Origin of the sequence: Roseateles sp. SL47, from assembly GCF_026625885.1 — a bacterium.
GTDB lineage: Bacteria > Pseudomonadota > Gammaproteobacteria > Burkholderiales > Burkholderiaceae_C > Roseateles.
Genome location: NZ_CP113068.1, coordinates 4,742,666 through 4,766,712, shown reverse-complemented (window position 1 = coordinate 4,766,712; position 24,047 = coordinate 4,742,666). Strand labels below are relative to the sequence as shown.

At 65.6% G+C, this 24,047-nt stretch carries 15 protein-coding genes; 8 read left to right on the top strand and 7 right to left on the bottom strand.

What is annotated here, in order from left to right; all coding sequences use genetic code 11:
- Position 1: 1 nt before the first annotated feature.
- Both OU995_RS20510 and OU995_RS20505 read right to left on the bottom strand, forming a co-directional pair.
- Complete coding sequence (locus OU995_RS20510; RefSeq protein ID WP_267831975.1) at positions 2–1,903, bottom strand: hydantoinase B/oxoprolinase family protein; 1,902 nt, start codon at positions 1,901–1,903, stop codon at positions 2–4.
- Positions 1,904–1,935: 32 nt separating this feature from the next.
- The gene (locus OU995_RS20505; RefSeq protein ID WP_267831974.1) at positions 1,936–3,996 is read right to left on the bottom strand and encodes a hydantoinase/oxoprolinase family protein; all 2,061 of its coding nucleotides are present in this window, start codon (positions 3,994–3,996) and stop codon (positions 1,936–1,938) included.
- A gap of 442 nt (positions 3,997–4,438) precedes the next feature.
- On the opposite strand from OU995_RS20505, the gene OU995_RS20500 reads away from it, so the two are divergent.
- Positions 4,439–6,550: a FimV family protein gene (locus OU995_RS20500; RefSeq protein WP_267831973.1), complete on the top strand. Its 2,112-nt coding sequence runs from the start codon at positions 4,439–4,441 to the stop codon at positions 6,548–6,550.
- A 130-nt stretch (positions 6,551–6,680) separates the two neighbouring features.
- Here OU995_RS20500 and OU995_RS20495 read toward each other — a convergent pair whose 3' ends face one another.
- From OU995_RS20495 to OU995_RS20475, 5 genes are read right to left on the bottom strand one after another with little or no spacing between them, the layout of a single operon-like run.
- Complete coding sequence (locus tag OU995_RS20495; RefSeq protein ID WP_267831972.1) at positions 6,681–7,880, bottom strand: pyridoxal phosphate-dependent aminotransferase; 1,200 nt, start codon at positions 7,878–7,880, stop codon at positions 6,681–6,683.
- A 24-nt stretch (positions 7,881–7,904) separates the two neighbouring features.
- The gene (locus OU995_RS20490; protein ID WP_267831971.1) at positions 7,905–8,849 is read right to left on the bottom strand and encodes a CysB family HTH-type transcriptional regulator; all 945 of its coding nucleotides are present in this window, start codon (positions 8,847–8,849) and stop codon (positions 7,905–7,907) included.
- The gene (locus OU995_RS20485; RefSeq protein WP_324288629.1) at positions 8,846–9,343 is read right to left on the bottom strand and encodes a CbiX/SirB N-terminal domain-containing protein; all 498 of its coding nucleotides are present in this window, start codon (positions 9,341–9,343) and stop codon (positions 8,846–8,848) included. The genes OU995_RS20490 and OU995_RS20485 overlap by 4 nt, the downstream gene beginning before the upstream one ends.
- A gap of 29 nt (positions 9,344–9,372) precedes the next feature.
- Positions 9,373–10,536 carry an LPS export ABC transporter permease LptG gene (gene lptG, locus OU995_RS20480; RefSeq protein WP_267831970.1) on the bottom strand — a complete coding sequence of 388 codons (1,164 nt, stop codon included), beginning with the start codon at positions 10,534–10,536 and terminating at the stop codon, positions 9,373–9,375.
- Complete coding sequence (locus OU995_RS20475; protein ID WP_267831964.1) at positions 10,533–11,804, bottom strand: LPS export ABC transporter permease LptF; 1,272 nt, start codon at positions 11,802–11,804, stop codon at positions 10,533–10,535. The genes lptG and OU995_RS20475 overlap by 4 nt, the downstream gene beginning before the upstream one ends.
- A gap of 28 nt (positions 11,805–11,832) precedes the next feature.
- On the opposite strand from OU995_RS20475, the gene OU995_RS20470 reads away from it, so the two are divergent.
- The 7 genes from OU995_RS20470 to prsT all read left to right on the top strand — a co-directional run bounded on the left by OU995_RS20470 (position 11,833) and on the right by prsT (position 24,030).
- Positions 11,833–13,293 (top strand): leucyl aminopeptidase, encoded by a 1,461-nt coding sequence (locus OU995_RS20470; RefSeq protein WP_267831963.1) that lies wholly within the window; start codon positions 11,833–11,835, stop codon positions 13,291–13,293.
- 56 nt (positions 13,294–13,349) lie between these two features.
- Entirely contained in the window at positions 13,350–13,802 is a 453-nt protein-coding gene (locus OU995_RS20465; RefSeq protein WP_267831962.1) for a DNA polymerase III subunit chi, read from the top strand.
- Positions 13,803–14,420: 618 nt separating this feature from the next.
- Entirely contained in the window at positions 14,421–15,521 is a 1,101-nt protein-coding gene (locus tag OU995_RS20460) for a branched-chain amino acid ABC transporter substrate-binding protein (RefSeq protein ID WP_420714896.1), read from the top strand.
- 557 nt (positions 15,522–16,078) lie between these two features.
- Positions 16,079–17,458, top strand: coding sequence for a TIGR03013 family XrtA/PEP-CTERM system glycosyltransferase (locus OU995_RS20455; protein ID WP_267831960.1), 1,380 nt, complete (start codon positions 16,079–16,081; stop codon positions 17,456–17,458).
- A 118-nt stretch (positions 17,459–17,576) separates the two neighbouring features.
- On the top strand, positions 17,577–19,745 hold the full coding sequence (prsK, locus tag OU995_RS20450; protein WP_267831959.1) for an XrtA/PEP-CTERM system histidine kinase PrsK: 2,169 nt from the start codon (positions 17,577–17,579) through the stop codon (positions 19,743–19,745).
- The gene (gene prsR, locus OU995_RS20445; RefSeq protein ID WP_267831958.1) at positions 19,742–21,103 is read left to right on the top strand and encodes a PEP-CTERM-box response regulator transcription factor; all 1,362 of its coding nucleotides are present in this window, start codon (positions 19,742–19,744) and stop codon (positions 21,101–21,103) included. The genes prsK and prsR overlap by 4 nt, the downstream gene beginning before the upstream one ends.
- 59 nt (positions 21,104–21,162) lie before the next feature.
- Positions 21,163–24,030: an XrtA/PEP-CTERM system TPR-repeat protein PrsT gene (gene prsT / locus OU995_RS20440; protein ID WP_267831957.1), complete on the top strand. Its 2,868-nt coding sequence runs from the start codon at positions 21,163–21,165 to the stop codon at positions 24,028–24,030.
- The last annotated feature ends 17 nt before the right edge of the window (positions 24,031–24,047 follow it).

Below are 24,047 nucleotides of genomic sequence, written 5' to 3'. Positions count from 1 at the left end.
CTCAGGCGCTGGCGAACTGGCCAGGCCAGACCGGTGGACGAGGCGCGGGCAGCCCGGTCTCCTCGAGGCACCGCTCGCGGAGCGTGGCGATGTCCGGCCCGCGATCAAAGACGCCCAGCGGCGCACGCTCGGCACGCATACGGGTGCGCAGGGCCTCGGTCGCGGCCGCATCCACGGCTCCGTCGTCGCTCAGGCAGACCCCGTAGGCGCGGGCGCCGGCCTTGGTGACCAGTCCGCGGCGCACCTCCAGGGCCACCAGCGCCGGGTCTCGCACCAGTGGATCGCCCCATCCGCCGGCTCCCCATGTCACGAAGTGCAGTTGGTCTCCGGGGTTCACCTCGATGCGATCGCACTTGGCGGGCAGTGCCTCTTTGGTGCCGTCGACGCGCTCCAGCGTTTTCCAGGAGCGTTGGGCCGGATGGCCACCGTTCACGCCCCAGGGAGGGATGAACCAGCGATCGTCGTGGATGGAGATCTGTCCGGCTTCGGTGAAACGGTACGTCATCAGGATGCCGTTGCCGCCCCGGAACTGACCCGCACCACCGGAGTCCGGGACGGTCTCGTAGCGCTCAATGATCATCGGGAAATACCGTTCCAGGAACTCATTGGGGACATTGGTGAAGCCGGGCCACAACGAATGGCCATCCGCGCCATCGCCAAAGGGACGGCCGGGAATGCCCCCAAATCCGATCTGGAACAGTTGGAACCACTCCCCGCGTTCCTCAGTTCCTGCCGAGGTCTCCTTGGCGCGATGACCGGAGAACATCAGGTGTGGGCTGGACGAGAATCCGGCGGCGCACAGGAACTCCGGCGTCTTCTGACCCAGCAGCGCGCCCAGGACGTCGAAGATGCGACCGAGTGCATGCGTGCGGCAGCTCAGTGCTGCCGGGAATCGCGGCTTCAGCAACGAGCCTTCAGGAATCCGCACGTCGACCAGATCGTAAAAGCCGTCGTTGAACAGCACCTGCGGGTCGAACACCATGATCATGTAGATGCCGAAGAACATCTTGAACATGTTCTCGTTGAGCAAATAGTTGATCGAGGAACTCGACTGGGGGTCGGTGCCGGCGAAGTCCAGGATCACGCGCTCACCCTCGCGCCACATGGTGCACTTGATCTTGAACGGGCCGAAACCGCGGCCATCGTCACACAGGTAGTCTTCAAAGGACACCGGCGCTTCACCGATCTGAGTGGTGATGATGTGCTTCATCGCCCGATGATTGCGGGCCAGCAGTTCCTGGGTGGCTGCATCGAAGATGTCGTCGCCGAACCGCTCGCACATCTCATCCACGCGGCGGGCCGCGACACGGCAGGAGGCTACCAGGGCGTGCAGGTCGGCCTTGCACCATTCGGGCATGCGGGACTGGTTGACGTTGATGCGGACGATGTCTTCCTGCAGCACGCCCTTGCGGTAGAGCTTGACGGGCGGCAGGCGGAAGCCCTCCTCGAAGATGGTGCTGGCGTCGGTCGGCAGGGAGCCCGGCACCTTGCCGCCGACGTCAGTCATATGGCCAAACATCGCGGCCCAGGCCATGAGGCGGCCCTTGCGGAACACCGGCAGGATGACCAGTTGGTCATTGAGATGGCTGATGGCGCCTTCGCAGGAGTAGGGGTCGTTCAAAAAGATGACATCACCATCTTCGATGTCACCGTCGTAGTTGCGAAGAAAGCCATCAATGAATGAACCAAACTGGCCCACGACCATGCGGCCATGACGATCCGCAATCAGGGGGAAAGCATCCCCCTGCTCGCGGATGCCCGGTGAGAGTGCGGTGCGGAACAGTGTGGCGTCCATTTCCACGCGGGCATTGCGCAGCGCGTTTTCAATGATGTCCAGGGTGATGGGGTCCACCGTCGTGGCGGAGAGCGGCGTGGTCGCGGTTTCGATGATGCGAGCGGGCATGGAAGGTCCCTCGGAAGTACGAGCGCGGGCGCTCAGGCGCTGGTGGCCGGGTTGATCAGGATGTTGCCGAACGGATCGACGGTGCCGACGTGGTCGGCCAGGATCACGGTGGTGGAGTCCATTTCGCAGACCACCGCCGGTCCGGCGATGCGATCTCCGGCGCGGAGCAGGGCGCGGTCATAGATCACGCCATCCATGAAGCCGCCATGGCCCCACATCTGGTGATCGCGCAGCTTGGCGGCGATCGGATTGCCATCCCCCTGGGGCAGGCGGTGAGCGGGCAGGTCCAGAGACTTGCCCAGCGCCACTGCGCGCAGGTTCACCAGTTCAGTCTCCGTGTCCATGCTGAACGTGAACAGGCGCTTGTGTGCCTCGTGGAAGGCGGCTTCGAGTGCCGCCAGGCCGGTGCCGGCCTCAAAATCGGCCAGTGAAACCGGCAGGGGCACCTCGAAGGCCTGGCCTGCATAACGAAGGTCGGCTTCAAAGCGCAGTTCAATCTCTTCCAACGGCACACCTTCACTGATCAGGGCCTGTCGGACCTGCTCACGCATGGTGATCAGGGTGGCGGCCACCTCGGCATCACTGCTTCGGGAGACGCGTTGGGAGAAGGAGCGGGACGTCTCCGTACGCATACGCGTGGTGGCGTCCCCCAAGGCGCACAGCACGCCGGGCGACACTGGCGAGACGGCTGGCCAGGAGTTCATCAGCTTGGCCACGGCGTTGACGTGCAGCGGACCGGCACCGCCGAAGCCCATCAGGGCGAAGTCCCGCGGGTCATAACCCTGCTGCACGGAGATCATCCTCAGGGCACCAAACATGTTCTCGTTGACGATATCGATGATGCCCCGAGCGGCCTCATAGAGCTCCACTCCCAGGTCATCGGCAACCTTCTGCACGGCTGCGCGGGCACCTTCCCGGTCCAGCTTGAACGTGCCGCCGAGCAAGTTCTCCGGCAGGTAACCCAGGACCACATTGGCATCCGTGACCGTGGCAACCGTACCGCCCCGGCTGTAGGCCACCGGCCCGGGAACCGCTCCTGCGGACTCAGGCCCCACGCGCAACGCCTTGGTCAGCTCCGGGATGCGGGCGATGGAGCCTCCGCCGGCGCCGACCGTCTTCACGTCGAGCGCGGAGACGCGCACCGTCAGGTGGCCCACATCGGTGGTGCGGACCAGCCGGGGTTCGCCGTTTTCGATCAGCGCCACGTCGGTGGACGTGCCGCCGACATCCAGGGTCAGGATGTTCTTGAGACCGGCATTCTTGGCAACCCACAGCGCGCCCGTGACGCCGCCGGCGGGGCCCGACATCAGCAGGGACACCGGTTGCTCTTCAGACGCTTCGGACGACATCAAGCCACCATCCGAGCGCAACAGCGAGATGCGACCCCGCATGCCCAGGTCACGCAGCCGTTGGCGCAGGTTGCGCACATAGCGGCTGACAATCGGGCGAACAGAGGCATTGGCGACGGTCGTCAACGTCCGTTCATATTCCTGCATCTCCGGCAGCACGACGTGCGACATAGAGATCGGCACATCTGGCAGAACCTCCGCTGCAATCTCAGCCACGCGACGCTCATGCTCTCCGTTGACATACGCGTTCATCAGGGAGATGGTTAACGCTTCAATGCCGCGGTCCCGGAGTGTGAGCAGTTGAGCACGGATGTCGGCTTCGTCCAGGGGCCGAAGTTCCTGCCCGCAGGCGTCCAGCCGCCCCCTGATCTCGACGGTGTCCTCCAGTTTGGCCAACGGCTCCGGCTTGGGCCAGACGATCCACGCGGCCAGACCTCCGGGTACCAGGGACCGGGCCACCTGCATCATCTGGCGATAACCCTCGGTGACCACAAGACCAACGCGTGCGCCTTTGCCTTCCAGGACCGCGTTGGTGGCCACGGTGGTGCCATGGAGAAACACCTCGATATCGCTTGCGGCGATGGCGGCCTTCTCGCAGACAGCGCGTACGCCGTTGAGGATGCCTTCAGACGAGTCGTGAGGCGTGGACGGCGTCTTGTGCCGCCAGAAGCGGCCATCCGAGTCGTTGAACAGCAGCAGATCAGTGAACGTGCCACCCACGTCCACGCCCAGTCGATAGGCCATTTGGCGATGCTCCAGCTTTGCGCCCCAGAGAGGGCAGATGCCGGATTCTTTGAGGGCAGTCGGTTTGCACTGAAACCAGAGGCTGGACTTATCCGCCTGATGGTTTTGAAGAAGGTGGCGCCAGGTCGCGCGACCCGCTTGGCGATGGCGGGCCGGATGTGCTCAGGCCCCTTGGCTTGGCCCAGTGGCGTCTACCTGGAAGGCTTCATTTCGGTTTCGTGAAGCTGCCCGACCATCCTCGCGGGGCAAGGCATTCGCGAGGACCCGCGACTGGGGGATGGCAGGTGTCACCAAGCGCCCCAAAGGCGGCCTCACAGGGGAAACCCAGTCTCACATGTAAAAGGCCGTGCTAGAGTGAAACGCACCCAACAAGCCTTCTCACAGCGGGATGAACAGACACCATCACAGCCAGCGGGGCCTTCGCCCCGCGCCCAGCGTGCTCATGCTCGCAAGCCTGGCGATGATGTCCACCTCTGCATGGGGTCTCGGCGTGGGCCGGCCCCAGACCGCATCTTCGCTGGGCCAGCCGCTGAACCTGTTCTTCCCGGTGCAATTGGCTCCTGGAGACGTGGTCACCGCCGATTGCATTCGTGCCGAAGTGACGGCCGGCGAGACGATTCTGCAGCCCTCATCGCTGCGCTGGCAGCTCGAGACCGACGGCCAGCAGCAATTGCGGGGCGTGCGGCTGCGCAGCAGCCAGGCCATCAACGAGCCGCTGGTGGCCGTGAGCCTCACGCTCGGCTGCAGCGCCGCCTTCACGCGCCAATACACGGCCTTCATCGACCCGCCGGGCCACAGTGTCGAACCGCTGGCCGATCCGGGCACGCAGGGCGCTGTGTCCACGCCGGTCTTTCAGGTCGCCACCGGTGGGGAACCCCGGCAGCCGGCGCCGCGTGACGCGTCGGCCGCTCGTACCCGGGCTGCTGCCGTGCCGTTCGTGGAAGCAGCTTCGGCAGCTTCGGCGGCTGCGGCAGCGGCCAGCGCACCGGCCCGATCCCGCCGCCAGCCCGTGCGCCGCACAGCAGACGGCGGCGCCTCGTCGGTGTCCGCCCGTGGACCGGCTGGCCCGCGTTTGTCGATGGAGCCGGCCGAAGTGCTCCTTCCGCCCAACGCTGCGCGGCTGGCCTCTGAAGCGGCCGAAGCTGCCAGTGCCGCAAGCGCTGTCGCAGAAGCCCGGGCTCAACTGGCCGTGATGGAAAAGCGGGTGGCCGACTTGCAAGCCGAGCAACGCCGCACCAACGAAGTGCTGCAGTCGCTGCGCGAGGAACTCAAGGCCGCGCGTGAACAGCGCGCGGACGACAAGGGCTATCCCACCTGGATGCTGGCGCTGACGCTGCTGAGCCTTGGGCTGGCCGCCAGCAGCCTGTTGCTGTGGCGCAGCCGCAAGCCGCAGCGCAAGGAGGCGCAGCAGAGCTGGTGGGGCGACCCGCAAGCCGATACCGGCGCCGCGCTGGACCTGGGCGCTGCCCGCGTGACCTATCCGTCCGCTCATCCGGCTGCTGCCGCCGAGGGTGTGGCGCCTACCCAGACCGCGCCCGGCGCGGCGGCTGCGGCCCTGGTGGCCCTGGACCGCAAGGACCTCGGCGCCGCCACCGCGACACCCACCACCATGCCGATGCCGCTGAGCATCACCGATCCCGAACGCACCATGCAATTGCCGCCGCGTGCGGCGCCCAGTCCGGCTGCGGAGCCGGCTGTGGGGGCACCGTCGCCAGCGGGGAGCAGCACCAGCGGCCTCGGAGGGCTTGGCGGACGCGGCTCGGCCACAGCTGCGGTGGAAGACGCGCTGGACGCACTCGCCAGCCTGGACGCCATGGAGCCGCTGCGCTTCGAGATGCGGCCACCACCGGGCGACACACGTCCCTCACCGCTGCTGCGGGACCTGAATGGCCTGGGCGCCGTGACGGTGGAGGAGCTGATCGATCTGGAACAGCAGGTGGACTTCTTCCTCGTGCTGGGCCAGGACGATGCCGCGATCGAACTCTTGTCCAGTCGCCTGGGTGAGCGGGATGCGGCCAGTGGTCTTCCCTATCTCAAGTTGCTGGAGCTGTATCAGCGGCGCGGGGACAAGACCTCTTTTGAACGGGTCGGCCAGCGTTTCAGCCAGCAATTCCGGGCCCGGCCCCCGGCCTGGAGCGCCGATCTGAACGAAGGCGTCGGGCTGGAGGCGCACACGGAGCTGGTGGAGCGCCTGCAAAGCGCCTGGGTGGATCCATCCGGCAGCATGAGCCTGCTGCAGGACCTGTTCTCCCATCACCAGGAATACAGCGGCGAGCTGGGTCTGCCGGCTTATCGCGACCTGTTGCTGTTGTATGCGGTGGCCCGCGACCGTGCCGAGCATGAAGTCCGATCGCAGGACATTGATGTGTTCCTGCCGCTGGATGCCACGGCGCCGCCCGACATGATGGCCACCATGGCCTGGCAGACGCCGACATCCGCACCGGGGGCGGGTGGCCGCACACAGCGCCCAGGCGTGGGTCAGTCGCTGGACGTGGACCTGGATCTCTCGCTCGCCAATGAGGACGAGCCGCCCAAGAAACCCAAGGCGTACTGATCCTGCCCGGGCTGAAGCGTTGTCCAGCTGAGCGGTGCCGAGGACCGCATCCGAGGGCCGCATCCGTGGCCGCTCCCAAGGGCTGCTTCCTTGGGCCGTCGTCCCGTGGACGGTGCGGCGAGGGCTCCCCTCAGGTCCGAATGCCCCGCAGCCGCTCCAGCGCCAGGTCCAGGGTCTCTTCCTTCTTCGCAAAGCAGAAGCGGATGATGGACGGGCGCACCCCATCGCCCGGCGTGCTGTAGAAGGCCGACATCGGAATCGCCGCCACCCCCACCTCGCGAGTGAGCCACTGGCACAAGGCCATGTCGTCCATGGCGGCCAGCGGGGCCGGAAGCGCGCTGTAGTCCACGCACTGGAAGTAGCTGCCAGGGCAGGGCAGCAGCCGGAACGGTGTTTGCGCCAGCCCTTCGCGGAAGCGGTCGCGCTTGCGCTGGTAGAAGTTGCTCAGCCCGAGGTAGGGCGCCGGGTCGGCCATGTAGGCCGCCAACCCCACCTGCATCGGCGAGTTCACGGTGAACACGTTGTATTGATGCACCTTGCGGAACTCCGCCATCAGCGGGGCGGGGGCGGCCACAAAACCGACCTTCCAGCCGGTGACGTGGTAGGTCTTGCCGAAGCTGGACACCACCAGGCTGCGCGCCGCCAGCGACGGGAAACGCGCCACGCTCTGATGCTGCTGGCCGTCATAGACCATGTGCTCATACACCTCGTCGCTCACCACCAGCACGTCGGTGCCGTCCAGCAACTGGGCGAGCTGCTGCATTTCGTCCGCCGTCCAGACATTGCCGCTGGGGTTGTGCGGCGTGTTGATCATCAGCGCGCGGGTGCGGGGCGACAGGGCGGCGCGGAGGCGGTCAAAGTTGGGGCGGAAGGTGTGTGGGTCCAGCGGCACCGGCACCATGACACCGCCCGCCAGGGCGATGTTGGGCGCATAACTGTCGTAGGCGGGTTCCAGCACGATGACCTCATCGCCGGGATGCACCACGGCCAGCAGCGCCGTGAGGATGCCCTGGGTGGCGCCAGCGGTGACGGTGATCTCGCGGTCCACGTCATACCGGTGCCCGTACAGCGCTTCGATCTTGGCCGCGATGGCCTGGCGCAGGGCCGCCACCCCCGGCATGGGCGGATATTGGTTGTGGCCGGAGCGCATGGCCCGGTCTACCGCATCCAGCAGTGCCGGGTCGCCTTCAAAGTCCGGGAAGCCCTGGCCCAGATTGACCGCGCCGTGCTGCTGCGCCAGCGCCGACATCACGCTGAACACCGTGGTGCCCAGTTGCGGCAGGCGGCTCTTGAGGGCGGGCGTTTGGGGAGAAGCGGTCGGGTGGCTCATGATGTCAGGCGTCGGGAGAGTCGGTCACAGCCCGTAGTCGTTCGGATCTCCGCTCATGGCCCGCTGCAGCAGGCTGCGATTGAGGCGGTCCGACAGCAGCTCGGCGAAGCTGTAGACATAGTTGCGCAGATAGGCGCCCCGCTTGAAGGCGATGCGCGCGATGTTCTGACCCAGCAGATGGCCCAGCGGGCGCGACACCAGCTCCCCGCCGGGCGGGTCTTCGCGCACGGCCATCTCGGCCACGATGCCGATGCCCAGGCCGAGGCGCACGTAGGTCTTGATCACATCCGAGTCAATCGCTTCCAGCACGATGTTGGGCGTGAGCTGACGCTGTGCAAACGCGCGGTCGATGCGGGTGCGGCCCGTGAAGCTGGGGTGGTAGGACACCAGCGGCTCGCTGGCGATCTGCTCCAGATGGATGCGTTCCACCTGTGCCAGCGGATGTTCCGCCCGCATCACCAGCACGTGCTGCCACTCATAGGCAGGCAGCGTGACCAGCTCTTCAAACTGAGACAGCGACTCGGTGGCCAGGCCAACATCCGCTGTCTCGTCGATCAGCATCCGGGCCACCTGGTCCGGGCTGCCCTGGTGCAGACCGATGTTGACCTGCGGAAACTGCTTGCGCAGCTGAGTGACCGGCCCGGGCAGCACATACCGCGCCTGGGTGTGGGTGGTGGCGATGGAGAGGGTGCCGGCGTCCTGCTTGGAATACTCCTCGCCGATGCGTTTGAGGTTGCCCACCTCGCGCATGATGATCTCGATGGACTTGAGCACCTGCTGGCCGGGCTCGGTGATGCTGCGTAGCCGCTTGCCGTGCCGGGAGAAGATGTCCACCCCCAGTTCCTCTTCCAGCTCCAGAATGGCTTTGGAAACCCCGGGCTGCGAGGTGTAGAGCGCCTTGGCGGTCTCGGTGAGGTTGAGGTTGCGCCGCGCGGCCTCTTGCACAAAACGGAACTGGTGCAGGTTCATGGCTGGTGGGGCAAGGACGGCACTGGCGCCGCAGGCGTGGCAGAACCGGCGGAGGTTGCTGCAGGGTCGTGCGGGGCGGTCAGCAAGGCGCCGGGCAGCGGGGCCACGGCGGACACCAGCTCCAGCGTGGCGGCCGCCATGGCCTGGATCACCGACGGCTGCTCGCCGATGGCGTCATGCAGGAGGAACAGCACACCCGGGTGCCGGCGACGCAGGTCCTCCACCAGCGGCGGCACGTCGCGGCGCACATGGCCGCTGGAGCCCAGGAACATCGGCACGATCTGGATACGCTTGCAGCCCAGGGCCACCAGCGCACCGGCAGCGGCCGGCAGGTCCGGTGTCATCAGCTCCAGGTAGGCCAGGGCCAGCGGCAGCGTGGGCTGCCGTTGTTGCAACTCGGCGGCAATGGCCTGGAACGGGGCGGCCCAGGCCGGGTCCCGCGCACCGTGGGCAAACAGCAGCAGGCCATCCGCATTCATCACTTCACTTTCCATGCCGATTCCTGTGTGGGTCGAGGGGGCCCTCATCGATATCGCACCAGCCATCCAAAGGCGGCCATCGAGATGCCCAGATAAAAGAGGCTGGGTGCCGAGGCCACCAGCCACGGTGTCCAGTCCCGCAGCAGGCCTACATGGCCGGTGATGGCGTTCAGCACCACAAAGCTGATGCCCAGCATGATGCCGCCAAACACCTTCACGCTGATGCCGCCGGAGCGGAAATGCAGGTAGGCGAAGGGCAGGGCCAGGCCCACCATCACCATGCAGGCAAACGGATAGAAGGCCTTGCGCCAGAACTGAATCTCCGGCTGCTGCGACGCCTGCTCCTGCGACGACAAATGGCGGGTGTAGCGGTACAGCTCCAGCGTGGACATGTTCCAGGTGGGCTGCACCGCTGCGGCCACCACGCCGGCGGGCAACTGGCTCTGCCAGGTGTATTGCGGCAGCAGCAGTTCACGGACGGTCGGGTTGCCGGCCAGCTTGTCCTGCGGCGCGTTGGGGTCCTTGGGATCGGTCACGCTGCCGCCGGCGCGGTTGAGCGGCGTCAACGCGCGGGACCATTGCATCAGTCGCACATCCCGCAGTTGCCAACGGCCGCTGCTGTCCACCGTGCCCTGCTTGGCGGTGAGACGCGTGGACATGGCGCCCTTGGCATCGAACTCCATGATCAACACGTCTTCCATGACGCCGCTGGCCTTGGCGCGGCCGACATGCACCGCATAGCTGAAGTCGCCGTCGCGGTCCTTCATCCAGGCGCCGGAGGCATTGGTCACGCCGCCGTTGCCACTGGACTTGAGCAGCTGCGCTTGCCTGTCGGCCCAGGGGGTGAGGTAGTCGCCCACGGTGAACGCCACCAGGGCGAAGAACAACGCGATGACGCTCAGCAGGCCCAGCGCGCGGGCGGGGCTGAGGCCCCCGGTCCGCAGGATGGTGAATTCGCTGGACTGCGCCAGGCGGGCCAGGCTGAAGATGGTGCCAATCAGCACCGCAATCGGCATCAGCTCATAAAAGCGGCCCGGCACCTTCAGCAGGCAGGACCACAGCGCCCAGCCCACGCCCAGGCCCATGCGCTGGAAGCGGTCCAGGTCGTCGATGAAGTCCACAAAGAAAAACAGTGCCAGGAAGCCCGCCATCACCAGGGCGAAGGAGCTGAGGATGTCCCGGTACAGCAGCCGGCGGACGGTCTTCATACCGGCACTCCCGGCGTGGTGGGGTTCTGCATGGAGACGGGCATGCCCAGGGCTGGCGCGACCGGCCGGGCCGACGCAGGGGGCGGGGCTGGCGGCGGCGGGGCGGGCGGAGAGGGGGGCACCCGCTTCCAGGGCAGATGCACCCGGTTGCCCATGTCACGCCAGGCCAGCAGCAGCAGGTTGACCACCAAGGCCAGACCATGCAGGACCAGCAGGCTGGAGCCCAACTGGAACTTGCCGTTCACCACCCAACTCTGAGTCAGGTTGATCAGGTTGAAATAAACGATGAAGGCCAGCAGGGCGAATAGCAGATTCCAATTGCTGGCCCGTCGCGGATTGGTGGCAGAGATGCCAATGCCCAGCAGCACCAGGTTGACGCACCCGAGGATCATGCCGAAGCGGTAGGCCAGTTCCCCGTCGTTGAGCTTGCCGCGGGTGCTGAGCAGTTCGACGGTGGAGAGAGTCTTGGGCGGGCGGGTGGCGGAGCTGCGCATCACGCCATCGTCCACCGTCACCAGATAACGCTCGAAGCGGGCGACGGATTTGTCACCGTTGCGGGTGTCGATGTCGTTGCGTTGGCCATGGTCCAGCACCAGCAGCCGCTGGTCGTCCTGGTTGACCAGGGACCCCTGGGCGGAGGTGGTGACCGACTCCAGATGCTCGCTGTTGCTCATGATGAACACATTGCGGGCGGCGGCTTCGTTGGCGGGGTCGCGCTCGATGAAAAAGACGCGGCTGCCGTCGTTGGAGGTCTGGAACTGGCCCGGTGCGACCCGGGAGAGGTCGCTGCGCTGCTCGAACTGCTGACGCAGCTGGGCACTGTTGTCATTGCTCCAGGGCCAGACGATGGTCATGAGCACCGCCACGACCAGAATCACTGGCCCTGGAGCAATGACAACAGTGCCAGTGATTCTGGTCGTGGCGGTGCTCATGACCAGAATCACTGGCCAGGCCATGGCCAGCACCGGACGGATGAAGCGGGAGAGCCCGAGGCCGCTGGCGAACCAGATGGTCATCTCGGACTCCTTGTACATCCGCCCGAGCGACATCACCACCGCCACGAACAGTGACAGGCTGAGCATGATGGGCAACTGGGCCAGCGTGAGATAGCCCAGGGACAGCAGCACATGCTGCGGTGCCACGGACCCTTTGGCGGCCATGCCGAGCGAACGCACCAGCAGCATCGTCACCACGATGGTGAGGATGACCACGAAAGCGAGGCCGAAACTGCGGGCCGTTTCCTTGCGTACGGTTGAATCGAATAACATCCGGGCACTTTATCTACTTCTCGGTATTATGGACTTTCGCACTCTGTCCGCGTCGCAGGACGCGCTGGCGTCGCAAACAGCAGACGCTCTGGTGGTTGTCATTGCTGGCGACACCTTGCCTGCTGGCCTGGACAAGACCGTGACGGCCTTGGTCAAGGACGCGATCAAACTGGGCGACTTCGAACTGAAGGCCGGCCAGGTGGTAACGCTGACCCGTCCGGCGGGTGTGAAGGCCGCACGCCTGGTGGTGGCTGCCAGCGGCGGCTCGCTGAAGGCCGCTCGCGCGGCCGTGGCGGCTGCGCTGGGTCAGGTCAAGGGCCGGGGTGTGGCCCATGCCGCGCTGTCCTTCGTGGGTTTTGAAGCCGCGCTGACCGAATCGCTGGTGGAGCAGGCCGTGCTGGCGGCCCATGAAGCGGTGTATGTGTACCGCGCCACCAAGCCGAGCGCACCGGCCGCTGCCAAGCTGGCCAAGATCACGCTGCTGGTGGGCAAGGACGATGCCAAGGCGGTGAAGGCGGGCCTGACCCGCGGCCAGGCCGTGGCCAACGGCATTGCGCTGGCCCGCGAATGCGCCAACCTGCCGCCGAATGTGGCCACGCCGACCTATCTGGGCGAGCAGGCCAAGGCGCTGGGCCGCAGCCACGGCCTGAAGGTCGAGGTGATGGACCAGAAGGCCATCGAGAAGCTGGGCATGGGCTCGTTCCTGTCCGTGGCCAAGGGTTCGGCCGAGGCGCCGCGTTTCATCGTGGCCCGTTATGACGGTGCAGCCAAGACCCAGGCGCCGGTGGTGCTGGTGGGCAAGGGCATCACCTTTGACTCGGGCGGCATTTCGATCAAGCCGGGTGCCGGCATGGACGAAATGAAGTTCGACATGGGCGGCGCGGCCAGCGTGCTGGGCACGCTGCGCGCGGTGGCCGAGCTGAAGCCGAAGATCAACCTGGTGGTGATCGTGGCGGCCTGCGAGAACATGCCCAGCGGCAATGCGGTGAAGCCGGGTGACGTGGTGACGTCGATGTCGGGCCAGACCATCGAAATCCTGAACACGGATGCCGAAGGCCGCCTGATCCTGTGTGATGCGCTGACCTATGCGGAACGGTTCAAGCCGGCCGTGGTGGTGGACGTGGCCACGCTGACCGGCGCCTGCGTGATCGCCCTGGGCGGTGTGCGCAGCGGCATGTATGCCACCGACGACGAGCTGGCTGCCTCGCTGAGCGCCGCCGGTGAAGCGGCGCTGGACCCCTGCTGGCGCCTGCCGCTGGACGACGACTATGCCGAAGGTCTGAAGTCCAACTTTGCGGATGTGGCCAACGTGGCCGGCCGCGAAGGGGGGTCGATCACGGCCGCGAAGTTCCTGCAGCGCTTTGCCTCCAAGTACCGTTGGGGTCATCTGGACATCGCCGGGACCGCCTGGAAGGGCGGCGCTGCCAAGGGCAGTACCGGCCGTCCGGTGGGGCTGCTGACCCACTTCGTGCTGTCGCAGGTCCGCTGAGCGGGCCCTGGACGGCGGGTGGTGTGGCATGGCAAGGCGTGGGCGGGAGCATTCTGGTGACCGAAGTTAATTTCTACACCGGGGTTCCCGACCGCCAGGCCTACGCCTGCCGTCTGTTGCGCAAAACCCTGGGGGCCGGCCTGAAAACCGGCGTCTGGGGGCCGATGCGGCTGCTGGAGCGGCTGGATCAGACCTTGTGGACGTTTGACGCGCAGGAGTTCCTGCCGCATGTGCTGGTGAAGCCCGGCACACCGACGCTGCTGCGGGAGCGCACGCCGGTGCTGTTGTCCGATCGGCTGGAAGACCTGGTGGGATGCCAGGCACTGCTGAATTTCGAGCCGGAACCGCCGCCGGAGCTGGAACGCTTCGAGCGGGTGCTGGAGCTGGTGTCCACCGAGCCGGAGCAGGTCGCTGCCGGACGGGTACGGTTCAAGACCTACAAGGCAATGGGGCTGGCGGTGAATCACTTCAACTTGGCGGGTGGGGCCTCCGGCGGTACTGGCGCGTGAGGCGGCGGGGCTGGGGCTGTTCGCTTTTGCTCTCGTCTGCGCCCCCGTTGGGCCGGTGGTCTCCCTTGCGCTTGGGTCCGCTTCCTTTGACTTCGCTGCCAAGGCAGGGGCTGGGGCCCGTTTGCTCCATGTCATTCCTGTCTGGCTTCGCCAGCCATTCCCTTCTTGACTTCCGCAAACAGGCCCCAGCCCCTGCCTCGGCGACATCGTGCTGATCCGGCGAAGGGTAGGGTGGATTGACGGGCGGATGAGGCGCGGATGAGGGGTGCTTTCAGGCGTCCGTTTTGAGGGGTGTGCGGGGATTCGCACTGTGGGGTGATGGGGTGGTGCGGGAATCCGCACTCGCCGTTTTGCCCCGATGTGGTCGGGGATTGCACTGGTTGGGGGCTTGTGTGCACGACGGTTGCGCACGATCAAAAAGCCCATTGGGGAATGCCCAGGTGAACGTCGCGCGACAACGTCTGTTGGAGGGAGCGGTTCACAGCATTTTCACTATGGTTCCCACAGTGGAAACGGAGTATGTTCTGCCGCGTTGAGAACTCAACGTCATTCCACATTTCCCGAGTCGGAGGTTCTTAGATGCAAACCAAGCTGAATGTGATCGTGGGCGCTATCGCCATGACCCTGAGCGGTGTCGCCATGTCGCAGGAGGTGGTGAAGATCGGCCACGTGGGCCCGACCAGCGGCGGCATTGCCCACCTGGGCAAGGACAACGAGCTGGGCGCGCGCATGGCCATTGATGAGTTGAACGCCAAGGGCGTGACCATCGGTGGCAAGAAGGTCAAGTTCGAGCTGCTGGCTGAAGACGATGCTGGTGATCCGAAGCAAGGCACTGCGGCCGCTCAGAAGCTGGTGGACTCCAAGGTCAACGGCGTGATCGGCCACCTGAACTCCGGCACCACCATTCCCGCGTCGAAGATCTACAGCGACGCGGGCATTCCGCAGATTTCGCCGTCTGCCACCAACCCCAAATACACCCGCAACGGCTACAAGACCGCGTTCCGCGTGGTGGCCGATGACGTGCATCTGGGTGGCACGCTGGGCAAGTACGCCGTCACCACGGTCAAGGGCAAGTCCATTGCCGTGATTGACGACCGGACCGCCTACGGCCAGGGCGTGGCGGACGAATTCGAAAAGGGCGTGAAGGCGGCCGGTGGCAAGGTGGTGGGTCGTGAATTCACCAACGACAAGGCCACGGACTTCACCGCCATCCTGACCTCCCTGAAGGGCAAGAAGCCCGACGTGGTCTTCTTCGGTGGCATGGACGCCGTGGCTGGCCCGATGCTGCGCCAGATGAAGCAACTGGGCATTGAAGCCAAGTTCATGGGGGGTGACGGCATCTGCACGGCCGAGCTGCCCAAGCTGTCGGCCAGCACCATGGCCGACGGTCAGGTGGTTTGTGCCGAAGCGGGTGGTGTGGAAGGCGAAAGCAAGAAGTCGCTGGATGCTTTTAAGGCCAAGTTCAAGCAGAACTACAAGGTGGACGTCCAGATCTACGCGCCTTATGTCTATGACGCTGTGAACGTGATGGTGGCTGCCATGGTCAAGGCCGGTTCGGCTGACCCGGCCAAGTACCTGCCTGTTCTGGCCAAGACCGAAGGCTACAAGGGTGTGACCGGCACCATCGCCTTCGACGAGAAGGGTGATATCAAGAACGGCGCGCTGACGCTGTACACGTACAAGGCTGGCAACCGCGAGCAAATCGCCGTCGTCCGCTAACGTCCTCTAGCGTCCGCCAACCCGGCCGATCCCTGCCTCGGAAGGCCCCCTGACCCCAAGGGTCCGGGAGCCCCCGACACAAGGCCCACAAGGCCCACAAGGCCCACAACGCCCACCCCACGGTGGGCGTTTTTTTTTTCGCCCAGCCCTCGCCACACCGGCGCGTTCCGCCAATCCCCAACCCGACATCGCCTGTCCCCTGATCGCGGGGTGATCCCCCCCACTCACGTGCATTCCCGCACGCCGCACCCCCAAAGCATTCAGTCAGGGGGTTTGCGCGCCTGCGCCCCTACCGACAATGGCGCCGTCATGTCGTGAAAAGGGCATTTCGGGCACCTGAACGCGATGGACATCCGTGATGGATTTCTCCCTCAGCTCCTGAAGTTGGCGGCCCCTGCAAACGGGGGGCTCGCAAGCCAAGGGGCGGGAGGCATGATCCGCCCGCAGCAAACGTAGCCAAATGTATCCATGGTGAGGGGCGTAGCGGGTGGACAAGGAGAAAGCCAGGCGGTCGATCCAGCATCCAAGAGATGCCTTGACCTGCTGTGGGGACTGGCATGATTCGAATTTTTAATCATTACCTACATCGTCGTACCTTGATCCAGGTCTTCTTTGACCTGGGGCTCATCGTGGCAGCGGTTTTTGCTGTTGCGCTCAGCCAGAGCAGTGGCGACCAAATGGTGACCTTTGCCGCCTCGTACGGCCTGTCGCTGGCCGGTGGCATGTTTGTCATCAACTCGGCCTCCGGCCTCTATCAGCAGTCTCACAAGCGCTCGCTCACGCAATCGTGCGCCCGCGCCCTGTTTGCGCTGCTCATCGGCCTGCCGCTGGCCTACAGCCTCTTCAGCCTCATCCCCGCCACCGTCTCCCACCGCGAACTGCTCACCACCACCGCCATGCTGGCTGTTGGCATGGTGATGATTCACCGGGTTTATGCCGCTCACGCCGGCACCCAGAACGGTGGCCGCACCAAGATCTTGATTTTTGGCAGCGGCGCACCTGCCCTGGCGGTCAGCGAAAGCCTGCGCGCGGCCGACCCGCACGCCCAGATTGTGGGATTCCTGCCAGGCCCCAATGAAGTGGACCCGCTGGTGCCGGCCCATGAACTCATCACTGGCGACGAATCGCTCACCGAAGCTGCCCTGCGCCTGGGTGTGGACGAAATCGTCGTTGCCTTGTCCGAGCGCCGCGGCGGCAGCATGCCCATGCGCCAATTGCTGGACTGCAAGCTCTACGGCATCCGCGTGGTGGACCTGGCCACCTACTTCGAAAAGACCCTGGCCCAGATCAAGATCAGCCATGTCCACGCTGGCTGGCTGATTTTTGGCGACGGCTTCAACCAGGGCATGCTGCGCAGCGCCGTCAAACGGGTGTTTGATCTGGTCTCGTCGCTGCTGCTGCTGATCGCCTCCATGCCGGTGATGCTGGTGACGGCGGTGCTGATCAAGCTGGAATCGTCCGGCCCGATGTTCTACACCCAGGAACGGGTGGGCCTGAATGGCAGCACCTTCAAGGTGATCAAGTTCCGCAGCATGCGCCAGGACGCCGAGAAGGACGGCCGGCCGCAGTGGGCCACCAAGAACGACAGCCGCGTCACGCGCGTTGGCAACTTCATCCGCAAGGTGCGTATCGACGAACTACCGCAGCTGTTCAACGTGCTGCGCGGCGAGATGAGCATGGTGGGCCCGCGGCCCGAGCGCCCCTTCTTTGTCGACGAGCTGGTCGCCAACATTCCCTACTACGCGGTGCGCCACAGTGTGAAGCCCGGAGTGACCGGCTGGGCCCAGGTGCGCTATGAATATGGCTCCACCATCGAGGACTCACTCGAAAAGCTGCAGTACGACCTGTACTACGTCAAGAATCACACCCTGTTCCTGGACCTCCTGATCATGCTGGAGACCGTGGCGGTGGTGCTGACCGGCCGGGGCGCCCGCTGAGCGACGCTGTGCGAGGACGGTCGCGGCGGATTTTGCTGCGGCTGTCATTGCAGTGCTCGGCGCCTGTTGGCTCCAACGTCGTCGCATCCCCCGTTGATCTGGTGGCACGCCTGGCGCGATGCTGAGCGACCTCTCTTCTCCTTCTTTACTGGCCGCCGCTTCCGGCGTGCTGTGCCTGCTGGCGCATCTGGCGCTGGCGGTGGTGGTGTGGCCGCAATTCCAGCGTCACCCCCGGCGGGCGCTGCGTTTGCAGGCGGCCCTGCTGCTCACCGCCGCGTGGGCCGCGCTGGACACCGTGGAACCGCTCGGCTGGGTGTCCGACCGCCATGTGCTGGTGCAACTGGTGCTGCCGGTGGTGGATGTGCTGCGGTATGCCGCCTGGTTCGCCTTCATCCTGGCCTTGGTGGAACTCCCTCAACAAGCGGACGGACGTCGCCCTTCCGGCGTGCCGCGCTCGCTGCAGGCGCTGGCCTGGGCCGCAGTGGCCGTGGCCCTTGTCCTGCCCATGTGGCGGCTGTGGGGTGACACACCGGTGATGCTGATGCAGCGCCCCATGGCCATGGCCTGGCTGGGCCTGGGCGTGCTGGGTCTGGTGCTGCTGGAGCAGATGCTGCGCAACATCGACCGCGATGCCCGATGGAATGCCAAACCGGTCTGTCTCGGCCTGGGCGCGGTGTTTGTGTTCGACGTCTTTGTGTTTTCGCAGGCGTCGCTCTTCCAGCAGTTCGACGGGGACGCACTGAGTGTGCGCGCCCTGGTGCACAGCATGGCCGTGCCGCTGCTGTGGCTGGCCAGCCGGCGCCACCGCAAGTGGCTGGACAAACTGCATGTCTCTCGGGCGGCCGCCTTCCAGTCCCTCACGCTGCTGATCGTCGGTGTGTATCTGCTGGTGGTTTCGGGCCTGGGCTACTACGTGCGCTACACCGGCGGCGAATGGGGCCGGGCGCTGCAGCAGGTGCTGCTGGCGGTGGGGGTGCTGGCGCTGCTGCTGATCGGCCTGTCGGGCTCGATGCGGGCCAAGCTGCGGGTGTACATCAGCAAGAATTTCTTCAGCTATCGCTACGACTATCGCCAGGAATGGCTGCGCTTCACCGGCATGTTGTCGGCCAGCGCTTCGCCCGCGCAGCTGGGGGAATCGGTCATCCACGGCCTGGCCAATCTGGTGGAAGGGCCCTCGGGAGCTCTGTGGCTGCGCCGCGGTCCGGCCTCCGACGACTTTGTGCAGACCGCCCGCTGGAATCTGCAGGAGCATCGCGAAGGCCTGGTGCCGGATGAGCCGCTGCTGCGCTGGCTGCAGGCGCGCGCCTGGATCATCGACATCCAGGAATGGCGCGAGCATCCCGCCGCCTATGACCACGTGGCCCTGCCGCCCGCGCTGGCGGCCGATGAGCGGCATTGGCTGATCGTGCCGCTGATTCAGGCCGGTGCCCTCATCGGCTGGGTGGTGCTGGGGCAGCCGCGCACGCGGCTGGAGTTGAATTGGGAAGTGCGCGACCTGCTGCGCACCGCTGCCCAGCAGGCCGCCAGCTATCTGGCGCAGATGCAGGCCACCGAAGCCCTGCTGGAGGCGCGCAAGTTCGAGGCCTTCAACCGCATGTCCGCCTTCGTGGTGCATGACCTGAAGAACATCATCACCCAGCTGTCGTTGATGATGAAAAACGCCAAGCGGCTGCGCGACAACCCGGAGTTTCAGCAAGACATGCTGGACACGGTCGAGAACTCGCTGGAGAAGATGCGCCAGCTGATGCTGCAACTGCGCGAAGGCGACAAGCCTCACCATGGCAGCACTGGGGGCGTTGCGCTGGTGCCCATCGCACGGCGTCTGGCGGCCGCAGCCGTCAGCAAAGGGCGCGCGCTGGAGCTGGATCTGCGGGACGAGGTCAGCGCCCGTGGCCATGAGGAACGCATCGAACGCGTGCTCGGCCATGTGGTCCAGAACGCATTGGATGCCACCCCGATTGAGGGGAGGGTTTTACTCCGCTTACAACGAATGGGCAGCCATGCGCAGGTGGAAGTGGAGGATACTGGTTGTGGCATGACGCAGGAGTTCATGGACCAGCGCCTGTTCAAGCCCTTCCAGACCACCAAAAGTGCTGGCATGGGCATTGGAGCCTACGAGAGCTACCAGTACCTGCAGGAACTTGGAGGAAAGATCAACGTGGAGAGCGCCCCCGGCCAAGGCACGCAGGTGAAGATCCTGTTGCCGCTGTTTTTTGCCGATACCGGCCCCGAGCGTGGCAACGGTGGTTCCGATGCCGGCCGTGATGCGGCCGTGAAAGCCCGATGAGCGCCCAGCCACCCTCGCTGCTGATCGTCGAGGACGATCTGGCCCTGCAGAAGCAACTGAAATGGTCCCTGGATCGTTTCGAATCGGTCACGGCCGATGACGTCGCGACTGCGCTGCTGCAGTTTCGTCGGCACAAGCCTGCCGTGGTCACCATGGACCTGGGCCTGCCGCCCGATCAGGATTCCGTCTCCGAAGGCTTTCGCCTGCTGGAGAAGCTCATCGAGCTGGATCCCGGCATCAAGGTGATTGTGCTGACCGGCCAGAACGACCAGAACAATGCGCTGCGGGCCATCCGCATGGGTGCCTACGATTTCCTCTCCAAGCCGGTGGACGCGGATGTGCTGGCGCTCACCGTGGAGCGCGCCATGCGCCTGCATGAGCTGCAGCAGGAGAACCAGCGCCTGCTCACGCAGCAGGAGGGCGAACCGACCGGCAAGCTGCTGACGCGGGACCCTCAGATGCAGCGCCTGTGCCGCACCATCGAACGTGTGGCCGCCAGCGACGCCACCGTGCTGCTGCTGGGCGAAAGCGGCACCGGCAAGGAGCTGCTGGCCCAGGCCCTGCACGATGCCTCGCGTCGCAAGGGGCGCTTCGTGGCCATCAACTGCGCGGCCATTCCCGAAGCACTGCTGGAAAGCGAACTGTTCGGTTATGAACGCGGTGCTTTCACCGGCGCCACCAAGACCACCGTCGGCAAGATCGAGACGGCCCACGGTGGTACGTTGATGCTCGATGAAATCGGCGATCTGCCCATGCCGCTGCAGGCCAAGCTGCTGCGGTTCCTGCAGGAGCGCAGCATCGAGCGGCTGGGGGGAAGGCAGGAGATCGCGGTGGACGTGCGCATCGTGGGCGCCACCCACCAGGACCTGAAAGCCAAGATCACCCAGGGCCTGTTCCGCGAAGACCTCTACTACCGCCTGGCCGAGATCGTGGTGGAGATCCCGCCGCTGCGTGACCGCGTGGGGGATGCCGTGCTGCTGGCGCATGCCTTCCTGCGGCGTTTTTCGTCGGAGCAGCGTCGCCCCATCCTGCGCCTGAGCGATGAAGCCATCCGCAGTGTCGAGGCGCATCGCTGGCCCGGCAATGTGCGCGAGCTGCAGAACCTGATGAAGCGCGCCTCCATCATGGCCGACGGTGAACGCATCACCGCCGACGACCTGGGCCTGGCCGTGCCCGATGCACCGCTCTCGGACGATACCGAGCTGGACCTGCGCAGCGTGCGCGAACGCGCCGAACGACAGGCCGTGGTGGCCGCACTGGGCCGCACGGACAACAACATTGCCAAGGCCGCCGACCTGCTGGGTGTCAGTCGGCCCACGCTGTATGACCTGATGGCGCGGCTCGGACTCAAGACCTGAGCGCATCAGGCAGGGTCGGCCTCACACCGAACGCATCATTGCATCCGAGAGAGACAAGCATGTCCCGAGATTTCAAGAACGGCTCATCTCCCCGCCGCCCTGGCGGCCCGCTGTCGCGTGGCGCAGGCATCCTGGCGCTGGGCTCGACCCTGCTGCTGGCAGGTGCCCTGGCGGGCTGCATGGGCGACTCGGCGCAGGACATGGTCAAGTCGGCCCGCGAGCATCTGGACAAGAAAGACCCGAAGGCCGCCATCATCCAGCTCAAGAACGCGCTGCAGAAAGACGGCTCCTTGGGCGAGGCCCGTTATCTGCTGGCCAAAGCCTTGCTTGATGCCGGCGATCTGCCCGGCGCCGTGATTGAAGCCGACAAGGCCAAAGCCCAGGGCTACACCAGCGACGGCATGTCGGCCCTGCAGGCGCGGCTGCTGCTGTTGCAAGGCAAGCAGGACGAGGTGGTGTCGCAATTCGCCAGTAGCCACCTCGGCGCCCCGGCCGATGAGGCCGATCTGCAAAGCACGCTGGTGGGCGCGTATATCGCCAAGCGGCAGATGCCCGAAGCCCGCGCCGCTGCCAACGCGGCCTTGAAGGCGCAGCCGGACAGCCTGGCTGTCCAGCTCATGAACATCCGGCTCATGACCAGCGAAGGCAAGCTCAAGGAGGCGTTGGCCCAGCTCGACACGCTGCTGGCCCAGTCGCCCAATGCGGCCGAAGCCTGGCAGGTCAAAGGGGATTTGCAGGAGCTGGCCGAGTCGCCGGTGGATGACCGCATCGACAGCTATCGCAAGGCGCTGGACATCGACAAGAAGCTGCCTGCGGCCCATTCCGGCCTGATCACCGCGCTGATGCGCAAGGGTGACAAGCCGGCGGCCAAAGAAGCCGTGGCCGCCATGAAGGCCGCGCTGCCCACCCATGCCCAGACCTTCTACTACGCCTCCATCTTTGCGCTGGAATCCGGCAACCTGAAGGAAGCCACCGATCTGAGCCAGGCCTTGCTCAAGATCGCACCGGGCAATGACCGGGCGCTTTACCTGGCCGGCCGGGTGGCCCAGGCCAGCGGCGACCTGCGTCAGGCCGAATCGAATTTTGCGAAGGTGGTGAGCAGCACGCCGGATGCCCCCCAGGCCCGTATTGCACTGGCGCAGGTTCAACTGCGCAGCGGCGATGCCGACCAGGCCTGGGCCACGCTGCAACCGCTGCTGGAAGGCAAGCCGGGGCCCACCGGCGAAGCGCTGGCGCTGGCTGCCGAAATCAAGCTCAAGCAAGGGCAGAGCGATGAGGCCGAGCGGCTGCTGGCCCGCGCCGCCGAGCTGAATCCGGCCGACATCACCAGCCGCGTCGGGCTGGCGCTGACCCAGGCCCGCAAGGGACAGGAAGCGCAGGCCGTTGAGACGCTGCGCAAGCTTTCGGCCGAAGACAAGGGCGTCACCGCTGATCTGGCGCTGGTCAGCCTCTACCTGCGCAAGAAGGACTGGACGCACGCCAACGAGGTCATCGACATCATCGACCGCAAGACGCCCGATAGCGCTGCCGCACCGGAACTGCGCGGCCGCATGGCCTTGTTCCGTGGCGACCGGACCGCGGCCCGCGCCGAATTCGAAAAAGCCATCCAGCGCGAACCCAAGGCGCTGACGCCGGCCAACAACCTGGCGGCGATGGACCTGCAGGACAAGAAGCCGGAAGACGCCGCCAGGCGTTACGACGCCGCCATCAAGGCCGACCCGAAAAACCTCAAGCCGGTGATGGCGCAGATGGGCGTGCGGGTCACCCACCAGCTCATCAAGCCGGAAGACGCGATCAAGCAGCTGAACGAGATCATCCGCAACTTCCCCACGGAACCCTCCCCACGTTTGGCGCTGGTGAGCCTGCTGGTCAACAAGCAGGACCTGAAGCAGGCCGCTGCGGTGGCCCAGGAGGGGGTCACCGCCAATCCGGATTCGGCCGAGCTGGCGGATGCTCTGGGCCAGGTGCAACTGGCGCAAGGTGAGCGCCAATCGGCCATCACCAGCTTCAACAAGGTGGCCACGCTGCAGCCCCGGTCCCCGCTGGGGCCCCTGCGTCTGGCGGATCTCTATATGAGCAGCGGCCAGCCGGCCGACCGTGAATTGGCCGCCGCTGCGCTCAAGCGCGCCCAGGCCATTGCCCCGGGCGACGCTGAGCTGGCGGAGAAGGTGGCCGGCAAGTCCCTGGCCATCGGCCGCCCGGAACTGGCCCTGCAGGCAGCCAAGGCCCTGCAGACGGCGCGCCCGACCTTCGGCCTGGGGTGGAAGCTGGAAGGCGATGTGGCCCGTGCGCGCAAGGACTGGAGTGGCGCACTGGCGGCCTACCGCAAGGCCGACCAGCTCTCCAAGGATGCCGGCGCCACCATGCCCAACACCGCCCTGGCCGTGGCCCTGCATGGTGTGCTGGTGGAATCCGGCAAAACCGAAGAAGCCAGGCAATATGCGAATGCGTGGCTGAGTCAACACAAGCAGGACACTCTTTTCAGGTACCACCTGGGCGATGTGGCGCTCACCAAAGGGCAGTACGACCTGGCTGAGCAGTACTATCAAGGCGTCCTTGCCGACGCTCCGGACAACGCCGCAGCCGCCAACAACATTGCCTGGCTGAAGCTGCGGGCCGGCCGTACAGACGAAGGCCTGAAGTATGCGGAGAAGGCCAACCAGATGCGGCCCAAGGTGGCGCCGTATCTGGACACGTGGGCCGAAGCCCTGGCCGCCAAGGGGCAGACCACCAAGGCCATCGAGGTGCAACAGCAGGCCGTGGCCCAGGCACCCAATGTGCCTGCCTATCGTCTGCGGCTGGCCCAGTTGTATGTGACGGGCGGCAAGAAGGCCGAGGCGCAGACGGAACTCAAGCGCCTGGCCGATCTCGGGCCACAATTCGAGCAACAAGCCGAGGTGCAGAAGTTGCAGGCAGCCATCCGATAAAGCGGATGGGCCCCGCA